Genomic DNA, 14739 nt, shown 5'->3' with positions numbered 1-14739 from the left:
GACTGGCCAGCCGGATCAGAAAATCCCAGTCGGATTCCTCATACTGCAAAAGGAAGTCCGGGATTACCCTTCCGTTTGTCAGGCAGTCTTTGATCTGCGCCCGCTCCTGATCCTCCAGCACTTTTTGCATCACCTGCTCATAGGTGGCATCCAGGTTCAAAAAACTCCGGCTCACAGGAACACGCTGCCAGTCCATCGTATAGGAACACGCTTCCAGCTTTAGATAATACAGCCCCCGGACCGTTTCCATCTCTGCCCGCAGAATCCTTCCGGCAAACAGCTGGCTGTTTTCATAGACCTCCACGTTTGCCCCATCCTGAAGGGCATGGATCGATCCTTGAATTTTTTCTTCCTCTGCCAGCAAACGCAAAAAGACCCTTCCATGACAGTTAAATGCCGCATCAAATGAGAAATCCTCCACCTGGATCACCCCGTCAAACGGGATGCTGATCGTTAATCCCTGATATGTTATCTTCATAAGCACTCACCTTACTCCGGCTGCCCGGATATTAAAATCGTAATTCGTCCTCCATAGATACAATCCAGTTCACATCGACGCAGAAGCGGGGCGTCCCCATTAACCGTCACCTTCTCATGACCCTTTCTCCATCCCTCTTTCGCAGCAAATTTTGCGATGCATTCCCCCATGCACTGGGAAATCACACTGTCATCAATCTGCTTTGTATCCATTTTACCGTCTCCTGCGAAGCAACTGACTACCTTTCCCAGAAAGCCCTCATTCTTCTTTTCTTCCTGGATTGCCTGATTTGCCGCCTGAACCGCTTTTTGAGCTGCTTCCTGCGTAGATGGATTTTCTGTGCTGGTGCAGCCTCCAAAATTAATGATATTCTCATTTAACCGGAAATCCTTGACGGTCATCTGGGGAATCCCTCTGGTCAGCACCCCATGGCTATGTTCCAACAAAAGATAGCTCTCCCGCATGCCGCAGCTACATTCCATCCGCGCTCCATGGACAACATAGGTGGTGTCCGTGGCCCTGGACGCCCGTAGTGCTTCTTTTTTTGCCTGTACAGCGTCAGAGGCCTCCTGTGCCGCCTGCGCCGTTTCTTCGTATTTCCCTTCGGCCGCCTTCTGCGCTTCCTCTGCCGCTGTTAGCTCCTCCCTGGCTTTCCGGAGATTTTCCTGCTGTTCCTTTGTCGGTATCTGGTTGTATCCGTTCTCCATCTCATTCAGCGCACTCTGATACGCCTCTTTCGCTGCTACCGACCGATCACTGGCCTGCTGCAGCGCGCCATAGCTCTCCATAAATGCCTGGTTTGCCCTGCCGGACGCTTCCTCCAGGGCAAATAATTCCTGTTCTCCCATCTATTCCACCTCCACCTCCTCCAAGCGGATTCCTATACAGTTCCTGCGAAGCAGGCTCTCTGCCAGGGGCAAACTGACCAGAGGATCCCTTCGCCGGCTGTTCTCCAGCAAAAACAGATGATGCCCTGCTGCTTTCCTGCCATCCAAAATCAGCCGCTTTTCCATCCCATTGGGATAAAATTCTGAATTCTGGCTAATCGCTTCCAACTGATCCATGAGAGTATGTACATAGCGGTACTGGAGTTCCTTCTCTTTGTGAATCAGAAGTACATCCTTAAAAATCAGTTCCGGCTCATATGCCTCCAGAATATCCTGAAGCCTTTCGGAAAACATAGTGACCGGTCTCTGGATAAAATCCGGTCTGGCTTCTTCTCCCTTTCCGTCCAGGTATAAAACTGTCATCTCATTCAATCTTTCCTGATCTGCTTTCAGAAACAGATGACGCCCTCCTTTTATGTCAAAATCCCGATACTGGATCGAATGCGGCAGTCCTGTGTCTTGTGTGATAAAAAAATATCTCATGCAGTTTCCTCCCTGACCAGTATAGCGTCCTGAAGCTGATCCGGTGTCAGGTTCAAAAACGGAACCTGTTCTGATCGGAATTTTGTTCCTGTCAACTCCGTTCCTGTAAAAGACACTTGTTCCAGTTCGCAGCGGGTAAAATCTGCCCCTGTAAGATTACTGCCCTCAAAACTGGCGCAGGAAATTCTGCTGTCCGGAAAACGGCAGCCCTCCATATTGCACTGTTCCAGGCAAATCCCGGTAAGCCTGCACTGCTCAAACACGCTGAACCGCATATCCAGCTTATGGAGGCGGCTTTTTTCATACTCACCTTGATACCAATAGCTGAAAACAAGCGCCTCCTTGTCCTGTTTTGCCTTCCGGATTTCCTCTTCCCATATCCCTTTTTCCTTTGGAACACGATCTGTCGCCAGGACAAACTGTGTCTGCCCCCGGTATTCCCCCCATTTAAAAATCCAATACGGAGACAGGGTCAGATCCGAAAAGATTTCCTTCCTCTCCCAGTCCTGCAGCTGATAACGGAGAATGCCGGCAATCACTGCATCCAGGTAGGAAAGTTCCTCAAACAGAAGCTTCCAAATGTCATACTGGTTTACTTTTCCATTGTATTTTTTCACTTCATCCGTAAGGTTTTCACGAAGCTCCACAAAAGGTCTTAAAATTGTATCTGCATCCACATAAGCCTCAGCCGGCTCGTCATCCAGATACCACTGCAAGGTCATGGCGTGGAAATAAAAACGGTACTTATTCTGGATCACATCCGACTTTAAGACAGAGCCATACAAAAAGCTGACATATTCTTTTTTTAATGCCTTCATCTGCTGCCCCAGCTTTCTGGATGCCTCATGTATCACTTCTTCCAGTTCTTCCTTATGCTTTGCCAGGCAAAGGGCAATCTGCATCCGATAGCTTTCCCGCCTGTCTGCTGTGACGCTCTGAAATTCTCTTAATGCTGTTTCCCGGTCCATACTTCTCCTCTCCGTCAATCCAGGTTGACTGTCGTTCCATGAAATACCGCCTTACTGTCTGCCAGGCTAATCGAGCCTCCCTCCGTACTCTGCAGCTCGATCCTATCCTGGGCATGGAGGATCATTTTTTCCTTTGCATGGAGAACTATTTTTTCCTCCGCTGTTAAATGAACGGAATTTGCTGCAGTAATGGATATACTTCCGTCAGACTTGACCATCAGGGCTGCCTTTCCGCCTGCGCAGGACAGTTTCATATGTCCTGGGGCCAGTGCCAGTTCCTGCCCTGACTTGGTACGCAAATACCGACTGTTGGGATCTCCCATACAGTCATCACCGCTTTCTGGACTTTCATATCCGCTTACAGCGCTCAATGCGATTGCTTCCGTTTCATGTTTGGATGGGAAGTAGATCCTCACATCATCCCCTATCTCCGGCATACAATACCATCCACTCCCATTTGGTGATGCTGACATAGTGGAATAGGGAAACCAGAATGCAGCTCTGCACGCGACTCCTCCATCAATCTCAAGCGCTGCCTGAATCCGGTCTCCCGACACATTTACCACCTTCCCCATAAGCGCTGCCCCAATCAACTGCATAGGGTAGAGTTCTGCCTTTATAAGTCCTCTTGCCATCTGAAGCGTATAGATTCCCTCTATTCCCTCCCCTTCAAAGAGGTATTGGAACGAATCCACCGTCAAACATACACCTTCAACTGCCACTTGTTCAAAAATTCCGAGAAGCTCCCTGGAAGAAATCATGTACCGCGTAAAATCCACAGCTTGCACCTGGCGTCCATTTGCCTTTAGGTAATAGTAGGTATCCATATCCTTTTCCATAGTTTTAATCTGATATGAAATTTCCCGTCCCTCCAACGCAGGGATTCCCGCATATATGGCTATCCCCCTATGGCGGCTTTCAGGCGTTACGGTTGCCCCAATCTTCGACATTACCCGCTTTAAAAATGTCCAGTCTGTTTCCTCATACTGGAGGATCAGGCTTCCAGTGGGAGCATCCTGTGCCGCATACACCATATTGCTGCCTGGATAATCCTTCAGTACCTCAGCCACCAATTCCGCATAACGCATCTGCTGATTCTGAAATGAACGTGATTTTTTCGTAATATCCATCAGCCAGCTGGCGCTCTTTCCCTCGATTTCCAGAATACTGACATCCGCCAGATGATGTATCTGGACATTGGATACCACTCCGCAAAAAAGAACTTCCTCACCCGCTTCCCCTCTGGCGTGCACCTCCAGAGGCTGGCAGTAAAGCATTTCATAGACGATCGTTTCTTCATTTTCCACATAAGTCCTTAAAGACAGGCTGGTATGCTCTCCAGTTTTTCCTTCAATCCGGCAGCTTAAAATCTCTGCTGTTTCCATACCGATCACCTTCAGGTCATGTAAACTATATGCCATATGAACCTCCCTGATTTTAATTGTTCTCAATCACTGCCGCGTCTACCGTTATGGTATTCCCTTTGATAGAAATACTGCCTCCCCCAACGCAGTTTATCTGGATCTCTTCCTCTGCACTCAGTTCGGTTTCCCCTTGTGTTTCCATTCGGATTTCCTCTGCGGCATGGATAGATATGCCTTGCCTGGACTCTACCTTTGCTTTCCCATCATTGGTCAGGGTTACTGTCCCTGCCTTATCGTTTACAGATAATAAGATCCCATTGCTGATAAACTGTACCGTTTTCCCATCTGGTGTTGTAATATCCTTCAATTCAGGATTCCCTATTGGGCTTCCAGCTGAAGGCGAAGATTCTCCCTGTACATTTGCAATGGCATACCCTTCCCGTTCGTTGCTGGTGGGAAAAAAGATGCGTACTGGGTCCCCTGTCTTTGGCATACAGTACCAGCCGCTTCCGTCGGGAGATGCCGCTACGGTTGAAAAAGGATAATAATACGGCGTCTGGTATGAAGGCAGCGCATCTGTTTCCAGCTGCACACATACCTTATTTCTCTTTACATCCACCACTGTCCCATAAACAGAGACTCCGCATAGCAGAGGATTGTAATATTCCCGCCTGTTCTGCCCATCCGCAGAACATAGCTCATATTCATTGATCAACAAACCATTTTTTAAATATCGCCTGATACCGGCTGCTGCAAGAGCCCGTCCATGAAAGAGGACTTCCGTCCCAAGCGGAACGATATCATATGTTTCTATCCGGTAAGAAACTATGCCCATTGGCATGTCCTTTATCTCCGGCAGAATCATATCTCTCTGGCTGGTGTAAGGAAAGGCGTCCCATGCCACATCCTCTTTTCTCCCTGGCAGGCCCACAAAGAGACAGAGAGACGGCATGGCGCTGTCTGCATATACAAAACAGTTTTTCTGAGAAGCAAGCCGTTTTATAAATTCCCAGGAAGATTCCTGATATTGAAACTCCACTTGTCCTACTGGCTGGTCAGATACCCTTACCAGCGCCTGCCCGTCTGGAAAAGCCGATATCAACTGATGGATCAGCTGATGAAAGGACATACCTGGATCCTGATAGGCAAATGTATTCTTCTGCAGATCCATCAAGAAGCTGAATGTCTTTGCATGAAGCGCTACATAATAGGTATCCCCCAGCGCTTTCACCTCCAGTCTGGTAATCAGACCTTGAAAAACAGGAATCGGATTTCCTTTTTTTCTATAATTCAAAGAAACGGTTCCGTTTCCTTCATGAAGGATTACTTCCTTTGATTCTGCTTCTGCTTCCGCTTCTGCATAAAGTTCTCCATGACGGTTTGGCATCTCCCGTATGTCCAACTTCATAACCCTTGCAGTTATATCTCCAAATGCCAGAGTCAGTTCCGTATAGGTAATGGCCTCCTGCATACTATTCGATTCCATGGCCCCCTCCTTCCTGGCAGTTCATTTCCCCCATAACATGGAGCATCGCTTCCAGCAAACGTCCCCAGCCATCTTTTTCTTCTTCCATACAGTTCCATACCCCGGTATATATACATGCATCTTTCCAAAAACGGAAATGAATATTATAGATAAGTCCTTCCGCAGATGCTACTTCATAGATCATATAGTCAATCAATCCTGCCGACCGGAACTGCAGGTTTTTTAGTTTCAGTCCAGACAGCTCCACACCGTCCTTTACCTTCTCTGCCCATGTTTGAAAATCCCCCGGCTCCCCGCTGGGTGCACAGGCTGACAGCAAGCTGATTTTGCGCTTCTGGCTGATGCAAAGTTCATGGTCCTGCATTTCCTCCATAATATCAAAACAGTTCTGGATAAAAGGGATGCGGATTCTCCCTCCAAGGATCTCTCTCGGTTCAAAATGCAATTTCAGTGTATACAGATACAATTTCCCGCCTTTGATTCCCTTCGCCAGTTCCTCTACTGTGTAGGAGATCCGTTTTCTGGGATCAGCAGCTGCCCGCATCTCCCTTATCTTCTCCATCTCTTCTGCATTTTTTTGCTCCCTCTCAAAAAGGGCAATCAAACGGTCTATTTCCATGACGTACCTCCAGCATTTTCTTACATCAACAGCAGCTTCTTTTCTTTCCGCTCCATCTGCCTGCCAGCCTGCTCTTTTCCTGACGCTTCCAGCAGGATCTGCTTCAGGCTTTCATAGATCTCCCAGTTCTGGTAACATGCCTTCTGTGCCTTCCCTCTGACATTTAAATAGGCGCTGATTTCTTCATAGGGCAGCGTCCGTTCCCTTAATGCATCCATACAGAATACATAATCCCACGGGCTTTGCACCGGATACCCCATCAGGGCTTTTGCAAACGCCTTCACAATCTCTGGCGCAATGCTGCTCTTTCCCGGTGACGCATAAGGCCTATGGATAATATGCACCGTATCAAACTCTGTGCTGTAATCGAAGAAATCTACATACTCAACCCGTAGCCTGGCTCCTTCCTGGAGTTTGAAGCGTGCCAGCTCCATCTCGCAGCTTTCCTCCGGTTTCCTTTCATCAAGTACGATCTGTGACAAGTATTCTTCCTGCCCTGCTCCTGATGTTTTATCAGCGAAATGTACTTTCAAATACTGAACCGTACCCGTTGACTGATAGGGGACATGGCATGCTTCTTCCAGAAAATATGGAATGTGATGATGATACAAAATTCCAGGCAAAATCACCAATTCCTCTCTTCTCGCTTCTATCCGGCATCCTGCCAGTATTCCATCTGCATAGTCTTCATACATGATTTCAAACAAATTTCTTGGATAATCCCGCAGGTTCTCAAGCATCTCCTTCTTTAAGATCCGTTTCCGTTCAAACAATGGATATATATTCTTAAACATTTACCCTCCTGTCAGTACATGGCGATCTCATCAATGTGCATCGTGTCATTGATTCCGATGATGCCAAAATGATGCTCATAGTAAATTTCCACATGATACCGGATATCCAGGAATAGTTCTGTCAGACACCGAATCCTCTGCTCTGTCTTTTCATTCTTCTCCATCCCTGTGTAAATTAAGATTTCATCCGGGCAGTCATTATTGTGATATACAATACTGTCTTCTACCAGGCTATGGATCATGTCGATAAAAATTGCCAGCGAACTTCCTACCTGATAGCAACGAAGCCATCCGCTCAGCAGGATCTCCTTCTCATCTCTGTTCAGCATCGTGAATACCTTTTGTATGCTTTCGCCATTCACGCCAGCCCCGATGTCAGAAGCCAGCAGCTTTTTATAATATTCTTCCTTTGTCATTCCCTGGCGGGAATCATTTTCCGCCAGCATATGTAGTAACACGTTTGTCAGGCTAGCCCTAAGAGACGGATAGGCTGTTTGATCCGGCCCATACAAATCTTTAAAGATCTGATAAAAGCGAAAATAGGTGTTGACCCCGATTTTAGTTTCCCCATAGAGTTCTTCCTGGTTTACACACGGCAGGGATAATTCCATGTAAGCGCTGCTGCACACATCATGCATAAAATACAGCTTTTTCAGTGGAATTCCGCGCTTATAAGCCTCCAACGCTATTTCCCATAGGTACTTCATACTATCATACCTCCGCACTCATATTCAGGATATAGCCGTTGAACCTCTGATACAATGAAACTGGCAATATCCCTTTGCAGCCATGGCTCCTTTTCCCCTGCACGGAAGCAAAGCAATAGTTTCCTTTGCATTCTGGTATCCCGAATTTCATCCTCTATAAATGGATTCATGGAATAGGTCTCTTTTTTCCCCTGGAATTGTTCCAAAATCTCATAGCTTTGGTATGCTGCATATTCTTCTAAGCCAAATCCTCGGATAAACCGTGCCAGTTCTGCCTGTGTTTTTATACTTTGATTCCATTTTCTCTGGAATTTTTCAGAAAAGTTTTCCGCCCGTTCATTTTGAATCACGGGATAAGTATAATAATCAATCCGATTGTCCTGTGCGTTTTGTATGACATATACCTCCCACTTCTTTGCTTCCTGTATGCGGCTGGTAATCGTCAATCGTTCCGCCCTCTGGCGGATGCTTTGGATTTCTTTATCATCCTCTGCCAGATAAGCGTGCTGGACGCCATACTCTTTAATCGATATGGAATGTTCAAAACTTTTATGATCCCCACAGGGAATCGGAAAGCCGATGCTGTCCAATGACAGTTTCCGGATGTTCCAGATGGGAATCAGATCCTGGCACACCACAGAATGATACTCCCCAAACTGAAACCGGATGCGGCGAATTGTTTCTGTCCCGTCAATTCCCTCTGGAAGCTTTGTCACACAGATATCCGCCATTTTATATAGATATGGTGTATTGATCGTCTGCCATGGGATTCCGTTTTTAATGAACAGATGGTACAGATGCCCGATTTTTTGCAGATATTCCGTATTGGGATGCAGTCTCACCCGAATCCCCCATTCTCTCTCCGGGGATGTTGTTTCGATTACTGCGTCAAACTCCATCTCCTTCTTCCATAATTTCTGTATCTGCAGGTAATCGCACCGAAGCATCACCTTCATCATCCGGAATTCTTCCCCTGCACGCACAGATTCCAGAATTTGATCCATACCGTATTGCTCTGTTTCCAAATCCCTCTCGTCCATTGGGGACATCAAGTGGTGGGTAGTATCATACATCTGCCGTTCAATCACGCCTGTTTTCACCAGATATCGATTCACATCATAGGCAAGTTCATCCTGCACCCGATGTTCCAGTTCCGTATACATATGTTCATTTTCTTCGTAGATGGCTAAAAATACTTCTTCCATCAGAGTTTTAAAAGCTACCCGTTCCTCCAACGTTCCAATGGACTGGATTTCCTGCCGGATCAGCTCTTTCATATCATCTATGTGCCCCATCGTCTGCTCACTCCCTACTGCCTGCTGCTTTCCATCTCTATTTCCTTCCATCAAAGAAATTCTGTTCCCATGTATCATCCTCAAAATCAAAGAATCTTTCTTCATCCATATAAAGCTGCTCCCCGTCCCGCAGGATCGGTAGCACAATAAATCCCCAGCGTCTCTTAGAGGCCCAGACAAAGAACTTCATTTCTCCTTCTACAATGGTATCCGTTTCCTCCTGGATGACTGTCCCGCCATACTTTCTCTCTATTTCCTCCTGCGTAGTCTTTTGAAACTTTGACGTATCATATTCATAGAAATAGGTCCTAAGGCGCTGTCCCTGCTCATCATTCAGATACAGATCCAACTGCCGTCCAATGCGGAATCTGGAAATATATCCGATATGGTTTTCTTCATCCAGACTCTGAACCAGGATTTTTTCTTCATTTTCGTGAGTAAAAGCCATGATCTCATAAGGCAGGCTTGCCACCTGGTAGCTCTGGTTCACCTGCATATAGCCTAGCTTACAGTTCAGGAAATATGCCAGCGCTCCCTCCAGGCAGCATAGTTTTAGCTCGTTGCCGTCACTGTCTCGTTTTGTATTCTGAATCAGCTTTCCAGGGACATACTGCTTTAATGCTTCGGTAAACAGAGAAGATTTACAGGACTGCCCCGTCAGCTTGATCATCTCATAATCATAAAGCTCCCCCTGCCTGAATTTTTTATCCAGGAACCGTTCCATCAAGCTATAAATATCCGGTCTGAGCAGTTCCTCTACTTCATTCCGATACAGGCTGAAGGAAAGCGGCTCTGACATATGGTTAAATTGTCCGTCCTTGCATATGGAGAGTCTCCACTTATCCAGCGCCAGCATGTTTTCTTCCCCTCCTGCCTGCGTGGAAATTTGAAGTTTATAAAGAAATCTTGGCTGGAAGAATGTCTTCTTAACCCGTTCCGCCAGTTCAAACAAATAATAATAATTATTTTTTACAAAGAAATAATGCACGCGGCTCCTTTCCTCATACTCCTTAAACCGTGTAGGAAGGAATACTTCCGCTTTTTGATAACGCATATCAAGTGCATCATAGGCATTTTCTTCTGCCTGGTCATTGCTTTCTTTGGCAAGAAATCCAAGCTCCTCTGACAGCCGGATTTTTAATAACTGAAGGATACGAAACGTTAAGTTATTACCGCCAAAGTTCGTGTCTCCATTTTCATACCGTGTCTCCAAGTCCACAATGTAAGATACCCTATTATTGTCAATTCGGAATCTCCCTGAAGCCAGATCTGTGGTGCCGCCTCCACAGTCAATGGTGAGAGCATGATACCATTTCCCTCCCTCAAACATCTTGTTCTGTATCATCCTGTCAATGCTGTAAAACAGCACAGCTATCCCCTCATCCAATTCACAGTCAACCGTATATTCCGGGAGCAGCTCCTTAAACAGTCCCTTAAACTTCTCTTTCTGCCGGATCGGCGCTAATAGCTGAATCTGTGTAAAGCTGCATTTAAACTGCTGCCTTGCCAGGTTCAGCAGATAATCCAGATACGCCCGCAGCAGCTCTCTCCTGGAAAACTGATATTTAAAGCCGTTTTGCAAGATGACGCTTTCACTTCTCTGCGCATCGCTAATCCAGCGTTTAATGTCATAGAAAACTGCCACATCCTCATCCCGGTAATTCTGTCCGCTCAGAGCAGCGGCATCCGCCCCGAACAAAAATTCCGTCCGGTCGCCCTCCAGTACCCGTACTCCCACCATACTGGGGATAATCGGCAGTCCGTCTACCATGGCGACCTTTGTCTTTCCGTCCGGCAGACAAATTCCCATGGCTGTATTGGAACTTCCAAAGTCTATCACCAGAGGGAGAGCTGCCTGTGGCACCTTTTGCTCCTGAATATCTAAAAGCGGAACTTGAACCACTTCCATACATCCTGGAAAAACAGTCCGGTTCCCATGATAGCAATCATATATAAACTCTGAATCCCTTTCATTCGGAAAATACAAGAGGGAGTATTGATGCTTCTCCAAGGCCTTCACTGGCACGTCCCTCCCCTTCGCCAGCCATGCCGAGTTTTTTGTCTGTCTGATATAAAAACAGGTATATACGTGGAGCTTTTCATCTACCAGCAAAAGATTCCCTTCATACAAGGCTCCATCCATTCTTACCTGATAATTGTCCAATTCATTTAAGCCAGTATCTTCATACAAGAGAATCGTTCCTGGAAAATGCATCTTCACATCTGTAACGGGCTTGAGTTCATGGGTCTGCAGATAATCTCCCAAACGCTCCAGCCCGCCCTCACAACAAGTTGTGATATGGCGATATTCTTTTCTCCCTCGAAACCGCATAAGTATCCGAATCAATGCCTCCCGATCGGAAATAGAACCTGTTGGAACCACCAGCTTTTCTTTCCGGCAGATTTCACGCAGATGAAACATGGTCATCTTTTCCAGCTCACTCTGCCTATATGTGTTTTTTTCCATTTCGATCCGATTCGGATTCAGCGTATATGTATACCTGCTCATAAGCGTCATTCCTCGCTTTTCCTTATGTTATTGTTGTCCGGTATCCGTCTCTGTTGTCGTTTCTTCCTCAAAAACAGCATTCATTCCGGCTCTCGCTGCTTCTATCTTCGGATTCAGATTGTCTGCCAAATCAGAAAGCTCCAACCGCCTGTAAATCGCCTGGGCCGTCTGATAAAAGGTAATGGCACTCTCATACTGCCCCTGAGCCAAAAACATGTTCCCCTGATTTTCAAGGTCGATGGCGTTCTGCTGATCATTGGCCTTCTGCTGATTTTCCAGTTCAAGGGCAGCTTCTTCCTCCTGCTGCTGCTTTGCCGCTTCAACTGCCACAGCCTCCGCCTGCTCCTTTTGTCTGGCTTCTTCTTCCAGTTTCGCTTTTTCTAACGCTTCCTCCGCAGCCGCCTGTTTTTCCAGAGCTTCCGATTTTCCTTCACTATAGTACAGAGAAGCGGCCTTTTCCCTGGCCTCTTTGTAGGCGGCAATGGCGCCCTTCAGATTTCCATACTCCTCTTTTCTCTCCCCCATCGCAATCAGGTCATATACCTCAATATAGTCCTTCGCCCGATCCAGCTGGCTCTCAATATAAGCCTTCCCTACATTTCCGGCCTTCTCTGACAGCTCTCTGGCGGTAAGGTATAATCCCTGTGCTTTCTCGTATTTCTCAGCTATAAGAGCTTCATCCGCCAGGATAATCTGTTCCGCCAGCTTTCTATATTGATCTGATTCTGCGGATTCTTCCCTTCGGTTCAGTTTATCGGCCAGCTTCTTTGCTTCCCCATATTCTTCCGCCGCTCTTTGATAATTATCATACTGAAGATAGATTTCTCCATTTTCCATAGATTCTGCCAGAGCCTGCTTTTTGATCTGGATGCTTCTATGACGAAGGAACAACGTAAGACCAATCCCTCCCACAGCAAGAACAATGGGTATAGCAAGCATCAGCAGCCGCTTTAAGGTCCAGGGCTTTTTGGGGGACTGATACACCTTTCCGGCAAAGGTGACGGCCATCGTATAATTATCGATCTCCGACGTTTCCTGCCGCTCCAAAATACAGTCCTCGGCACGCTGGAGCACCTCGTCTGGCTCTTTGGCGTCATTGACAATCTCCAGGAGGCTTTCGTCCGGACACTGCTCCCACACGCCTCTGGTAAGCAGCAGGAAAATATCCCCATTCTCTAATTTTCTCTTTTGGGATACCTGGGTCTTTGGCGTTCCTCTTTCTCCCAAAAAGGAGTATAGATTATTGCGTTCCTCATGAACCGCCGCCTGGTCAAGCGGTATCTTTCCCGCTTCCGTCAAATTGTTTGTCAGGGACTGATCCTCTGTCCGCTCCATAATCCTGGCATTGCGGATCAGGTAATAGCGGCTGTTTCCCACATAAGCATATCGAATCTTACGGTAATCCGTAACTGCAATCACAACAGACGCTTTTAGATGCATGCCTTTTTTCTGCCTTAGAAGCTCCATATGAGCCCGGCGTACCATCCATTTCAGGCGTCTCTTCCCCATAGAAGGCGCTTCCGTAAAATCACGGATCACACTTTCCACCACAAGTCTGGCACTGTTTACAAACGAATCTTCATCCAGGCTGTCTGCCAGAACATAGCAGGCAAAATCATCCATTTCCACATAACCGAAATAATCTCTGTTTGATAGCTTCTGCCCTTCCTCTGACATATTGGCGGTTTTAAATTCCGAATTCATCCTTCTCATGCCATTCCTCCATGCTAACTAAATGCTCCGTCACTGCTTGGAACCCGCAATAAGATTACGCTTCCATTTTCCTTTTGAGAGCCTTCCTTTTGTTCCGCCGCCCAAACCACTTCTCCTGCCTTTTCCTGAAGGCTTCCCGGCTCCGCCAAAATATCCTCCAGCTCCCTCCAGGACAATTCTTCAAAGATACCACAGGTTGCCAGGAATACGACGTCTCCGGGTTTTGTCAGGATCGGCTGGGCCTCAGTTTCAATCTCATGGAAACCGTCCATCCCCACATAATTCCACAGCCGGTTTTCTTCCATACTCCATACCGCCTCCTGACGGGAGATTTTCCCATCCTTCCAGGCCTCCTTAGCCAGGATGTCCAGCGTATGTCCCTTGCTCAAGGGGAGTAACTCCCCTCCTCTAAGCAGTGCGATCCGTATATTTCCAGCAAGTGCGTAATAGAGATGTGTTTCATTGACAAAAGCTGCTCCAAGACTTGCGCCTCCCTTATGTTCCCCCAGAGTCATCTGAATCCTCCGATTTGCCTCATAAAAAGCCGTGCGGAAAAAATAATCTGGCTGGTTCAGAGAGGAATACGGCTCATACCTGTCCATCACCGTGTCCACTGCTATCTGTGCGCATATCTGTCCTGTATTCTTTTTCCCGATTCCGTCCGCAATCACAGCCAACGCACCGGCGGGGCTTCTTTGTACCTGTGCCCTGTCAGCCTGGAGTTCCTTATTCCCCGTTGTCTGATCGATTCCAGCACCGGCTTTCAGATTACAGCCGCTCTCATTCACTTTCTCCCTTTGTGCAAACGCAGCCCAAATCCGAACTATCACCGCTGCCGCCAGGCAAACAAGTGCAATCATGCCAATGATTCCTGTCTCTGTCATACCCATGCTTTGATCCTTTCTTATTTCACATCATTCCAGGAAAAGTTCGTCCCACACAGTGAAACAAACAGAAACCGGCTGTTTCCCATGCTTATTGTATCGTAAGGCTTTAATTCCGTAGGAACGTACACCGGCTCGTCGTTTAGATAAGCAAGTCCAGAGGAATCCCCCGGCAGTATCATCGTATTCAGTTTTTTTTCATCATACACAATAATGGTATGGTTCTTCCGGTTGATTTCATTATCTCCCAGAATCTGGATGTCCATATCGTCCCCGCGTCCCACAAAATTTTTTCCCTTATATATTTTATAGTCCATTCCAACCCTGGCCCCCTCAATGCAGACCAGCCAGCCGCATACCGGCCGTACCTCCTCCTGGAGAAGCTCCACCGGAGGCTCAAAACCCATTGGCTTTGCAGCTGCCGTTTCCTCATGAAGCTTCATGCTGCAATAAGGGCATATCTTCCCATAACGTTTCGCATTATATACATGTCCGTTGGGACATCTCACTAAACTCATCTGTTTTGTTCTCCTATCTCCATAGCTTTTATCT

Annotated in this window: 14 protein-coding genes; all 14 read right to left on the bottom strand. The window is 47.0% G+C overall.

The annotated features are described in order from the left end of the window. Positions 1 to 478, bottom strand: a 478-nt coding sequence (locus tag FYJ39_RS13380) for a hypothetical protein (RefSeq protein WP_207708702.1), incomplete at its 3' end; no start/stop codon positions are given. 11 nt (positions 479 to 489) lie between these two features. After that, on the bottom strand, positions 490 to 1326 hold the full coding sequence (locus tag FYJ39_RS13375) for a DUF4280 domain-containing protein (RefSeq protein WP_154472968.1): 837 nt from the start codon (positions 1324 to 1326) through the stop codon (positions 490 to 492). Further along, on the bottom strand, positions 1327 to 1848 hold the full coding sequence (locus FYJ39_RS13370; protein ID WP_154472967.1) for an imm11 family protein: 522 nt from the start codon (positions 1846 to 1848) through the stop codon (positions 1327 to 1329). After that, complete coding sequence (locus tag FYJ39_RS13365) at positions 1845 to 2816, bottom strand: pentapeptide repeat-containing protein (RefSeq protein WP_154472966.1); 972 nt, start codon at positions 2814 to 2816, stop codon at positions 1845 to 1847. The genes FYJ39_RS13370 and FYJ39_RS13365 overlap by 4 nt, the downstream gene beginning before the upstream one ends. Positions 2817 to 2830: 14 nt before the next feature. Then, positions 2831 to 4237, bottom strand: a complete 1407-nt coding sequence (locus tag FYJ39_RS13360; protein WP_154472965.1) for a contractile injection system protein, VgrG/Pvc8 family — start codon at positions 4235 to 4237, stop codon at positions 2831 to 2833. A 16-nt stretch (positions 4238 to 4253) separates the two neighbouring features. Then, complete coding sequence (locus FYJ39_RS13355) at positions 4254 to 5666, bottom strand: hypothetical protein (RefSeq protein WP_154472964.1); 1413 nt, start codon at positions 5664 to 5666, stop codon at positions 4254 to 4256. Further along, complete coding sequence (locus tag FYJ39_RS13350) at positions 5653 to 6285, bottom strand: hypothetical protein (RefSeq protein WP_154472963.1); 633 nt, start codon at positions 6283 to 6285, stop codon at positions 5653 to 5655. Before FYJ39_RS13350 ends, FYJ39_RS13355 begins: the two co-directional genes overlap by 14 nt. Before the next feature lie 20 nt (positions 6286 to 6305). Beyond that, positions 6306 to 7079, bottom strand: a complete 774-nt coding sequence (locus FYJ39_RS13345; protein WP_154472962.1) for a hypothetical protein — start codon at positions 7077 to 7079, stop codon at positions 6306 to 6308. A gap of 11 nt (positions 7080 to 7090) precedes the next feature. Continuing rightward, positions 7091 to 7786 carry a hypothetical protein gene (locus tag FYJ39_RS13340; protein WP_154472961.1) on the bottom strand — a complete coding sequence of 232 codons (696 nt, stop codon included), beginning with the start codon at positions 7784 to 7786 and terminating at the stop codon, positions 7091 to 7093. Beyond that, a complete protein-coding gene (locus FYJ39_RS13335; RefSeq protein WP_235919838.1) occupies positions 7783 to 9132 on the bottom strand; it encodes a hypothetical protein in 1350 nt (449 codons plus the stop codon). Before FYJ39_RS13335 ends, FYJ39_RS13340 begins: the two co-directional genes overlap by 4 nt. Beyond that, a complete protein-coding gene (locus tag FYJ39_RS13330) occupies positions 9119 to 11590 on the bottom strand; it encodes an Hsp70 family protein (RefSeq protein ID WP_154472960.1) in 2472 nt (823 codons plus the stop codon). The genes FYJ39_RS13335 and FYJ39_RS13330 overlap by 14 nt, the downstream gene beginning before the upstream one ends. Positions 11591 to 11617: 27 nt before the next feature. Next, on the bottom strand, positions 11618 to 13303 hold the full coding sequence (locus tag FYJ39_RS13325) for a PP2C family protein-serine/threonine phosphatase (RefSeq protein WP_154472959.1): 1686 nt from the start codon (positions 13301 to 13303) through the stop codon (positions 11618 to 11620). A 14-nt stretch (positions 13304 to 13317) separates the two neighbouring features. After that, a complete protein-coding gene (locus tag FYJ39_RS13320) occupies positions 13318 to 14187 on the bottom strand; it encodes a PP2C family protein-serine/threonine phosphatase (protein WP_154472958.1) in 870 nt (289 codons plus the stop codon). A 20-nt stretch (positions 14188 to 14207) separates the two neighbouring features. Continuing rightward, the gene (locus FYJ39_RS13315) at positions 14208 to 14705 is read right to left on the bottom strand and encodes an FHA domain-containing protein (RefSeq protein ID WP_154472957.1); all 498 of its coding nucleotides are present in this window, start codon (positions 14703 to 14705) and stop codon (positions 14208 to 14210) included. Positions 14706 to 14739: the final 34 nt, after the last annotated feature.

The organism is Clostridium porci (assembly GCF_009696375.1).
Lineage (GTDB): Bacteria > Bacillota > Clostridia > Lachnospirales > Lachnospiraceae > Enterocloster > Enterocloster porci.
Note: the sequence above shows the minus strand (reverse complement) of the source record. Positions and strands in the feature narration are given on the sequence as shown.

Bases quoted from the DNA above. Each gene is read 5' to 3' on its own strand.
- FYJ39_RS13315 (WP_154472957.1), bottom strand. From the start codon at position 14,705: ATGAGTTTAGTGAGATGTCCCAACGGACATGTATATAATGCGAAACGT.
- FYJ39_RS13365 (WP_154472966.1), bottom strand. From the start codon at position 2,816: ATGGACCGGGAAACAGCATTAAGAGAATTTCAGAGCGTCACAGCAGAC.
- FYJ39_RS13375 (WP_154472968.1), bottom strand. From the start codon at position 1,326: ATGGGAGAACAGGAATTATTTGCCCTGGAGGAAGCGTCCGGCAGGGCA.
- FYJ39_RS13355 (WP_154472964.1), bottom strand. From the start codon at position 5,666: ATGGAATCGAATAGTATGCAGGAGGCCATTACCTATACGGAACTGACT.
- FYJ39_RS13325 (WP_154472959.1), bottom strand. From the start codon at position 13,303: ATGAGAAGGATGAATTCGGAATTTAAAACCGCCAATATGTCAGAGGAA.
- FYJ39_RS13370 (WP_154472967.1), bottom strand. From the start codon at position 1,848: ATGAGATATTTTTTTATCACACAAGACACAGGACTGCCGCATTCGATC.
- FYJ39_RS13340 (WP_154472961.1), bottom strand. From the start codon at position 7,786: ATGAAGTACCTATGGGAAATAGCGTTGGAGGCTTATAAGCGCGGAATT.
- FYJ39_RS13335 (WP_235919838.1), bottom strand. From the start codon at position 9,132: ATGGAAGGAAATAGAGATGGAAAGCAGCAGGCAGTAGGGAGTGAGCAG.
- FYJ39_RS13360 (WP_154472965.1), bottom strand. From the start codon at position 4,237: ATGGCATATAGTTTACATGACCTGAAGGTGATCGGTATGGAAACAGCA.
- FYJ39_RS13350 (WP_154472963.1), bottom strand. From the start codon at position 6,285: ATGGAAATAGACCGTTTGATTGCCCTTTTTGAGAGGGAGCAAAAAAAT.
- FYJ39_RS13320 (WP_154472958.1), bottom strand. From the start codon at position 14,187: ATGACAGAGACAGGAATCATTGGCATGATTGCACTTGTTTGCCTGGCG.
- FYJ39_RS13330 (WP_154472960.1), bottom strand. From the start codon at position 11,590: ATGAGCAGGTATACATATACGCTGAATCCGAATCGGATCGAAATGGAA.
- FYJ39_RS13345 (WP_154472962.1), bottom strand. From the start codon at position 7,079: ATGTTTAAGAATATATATCCATTGTTTGAACGGAAACGGATCTTAAAG.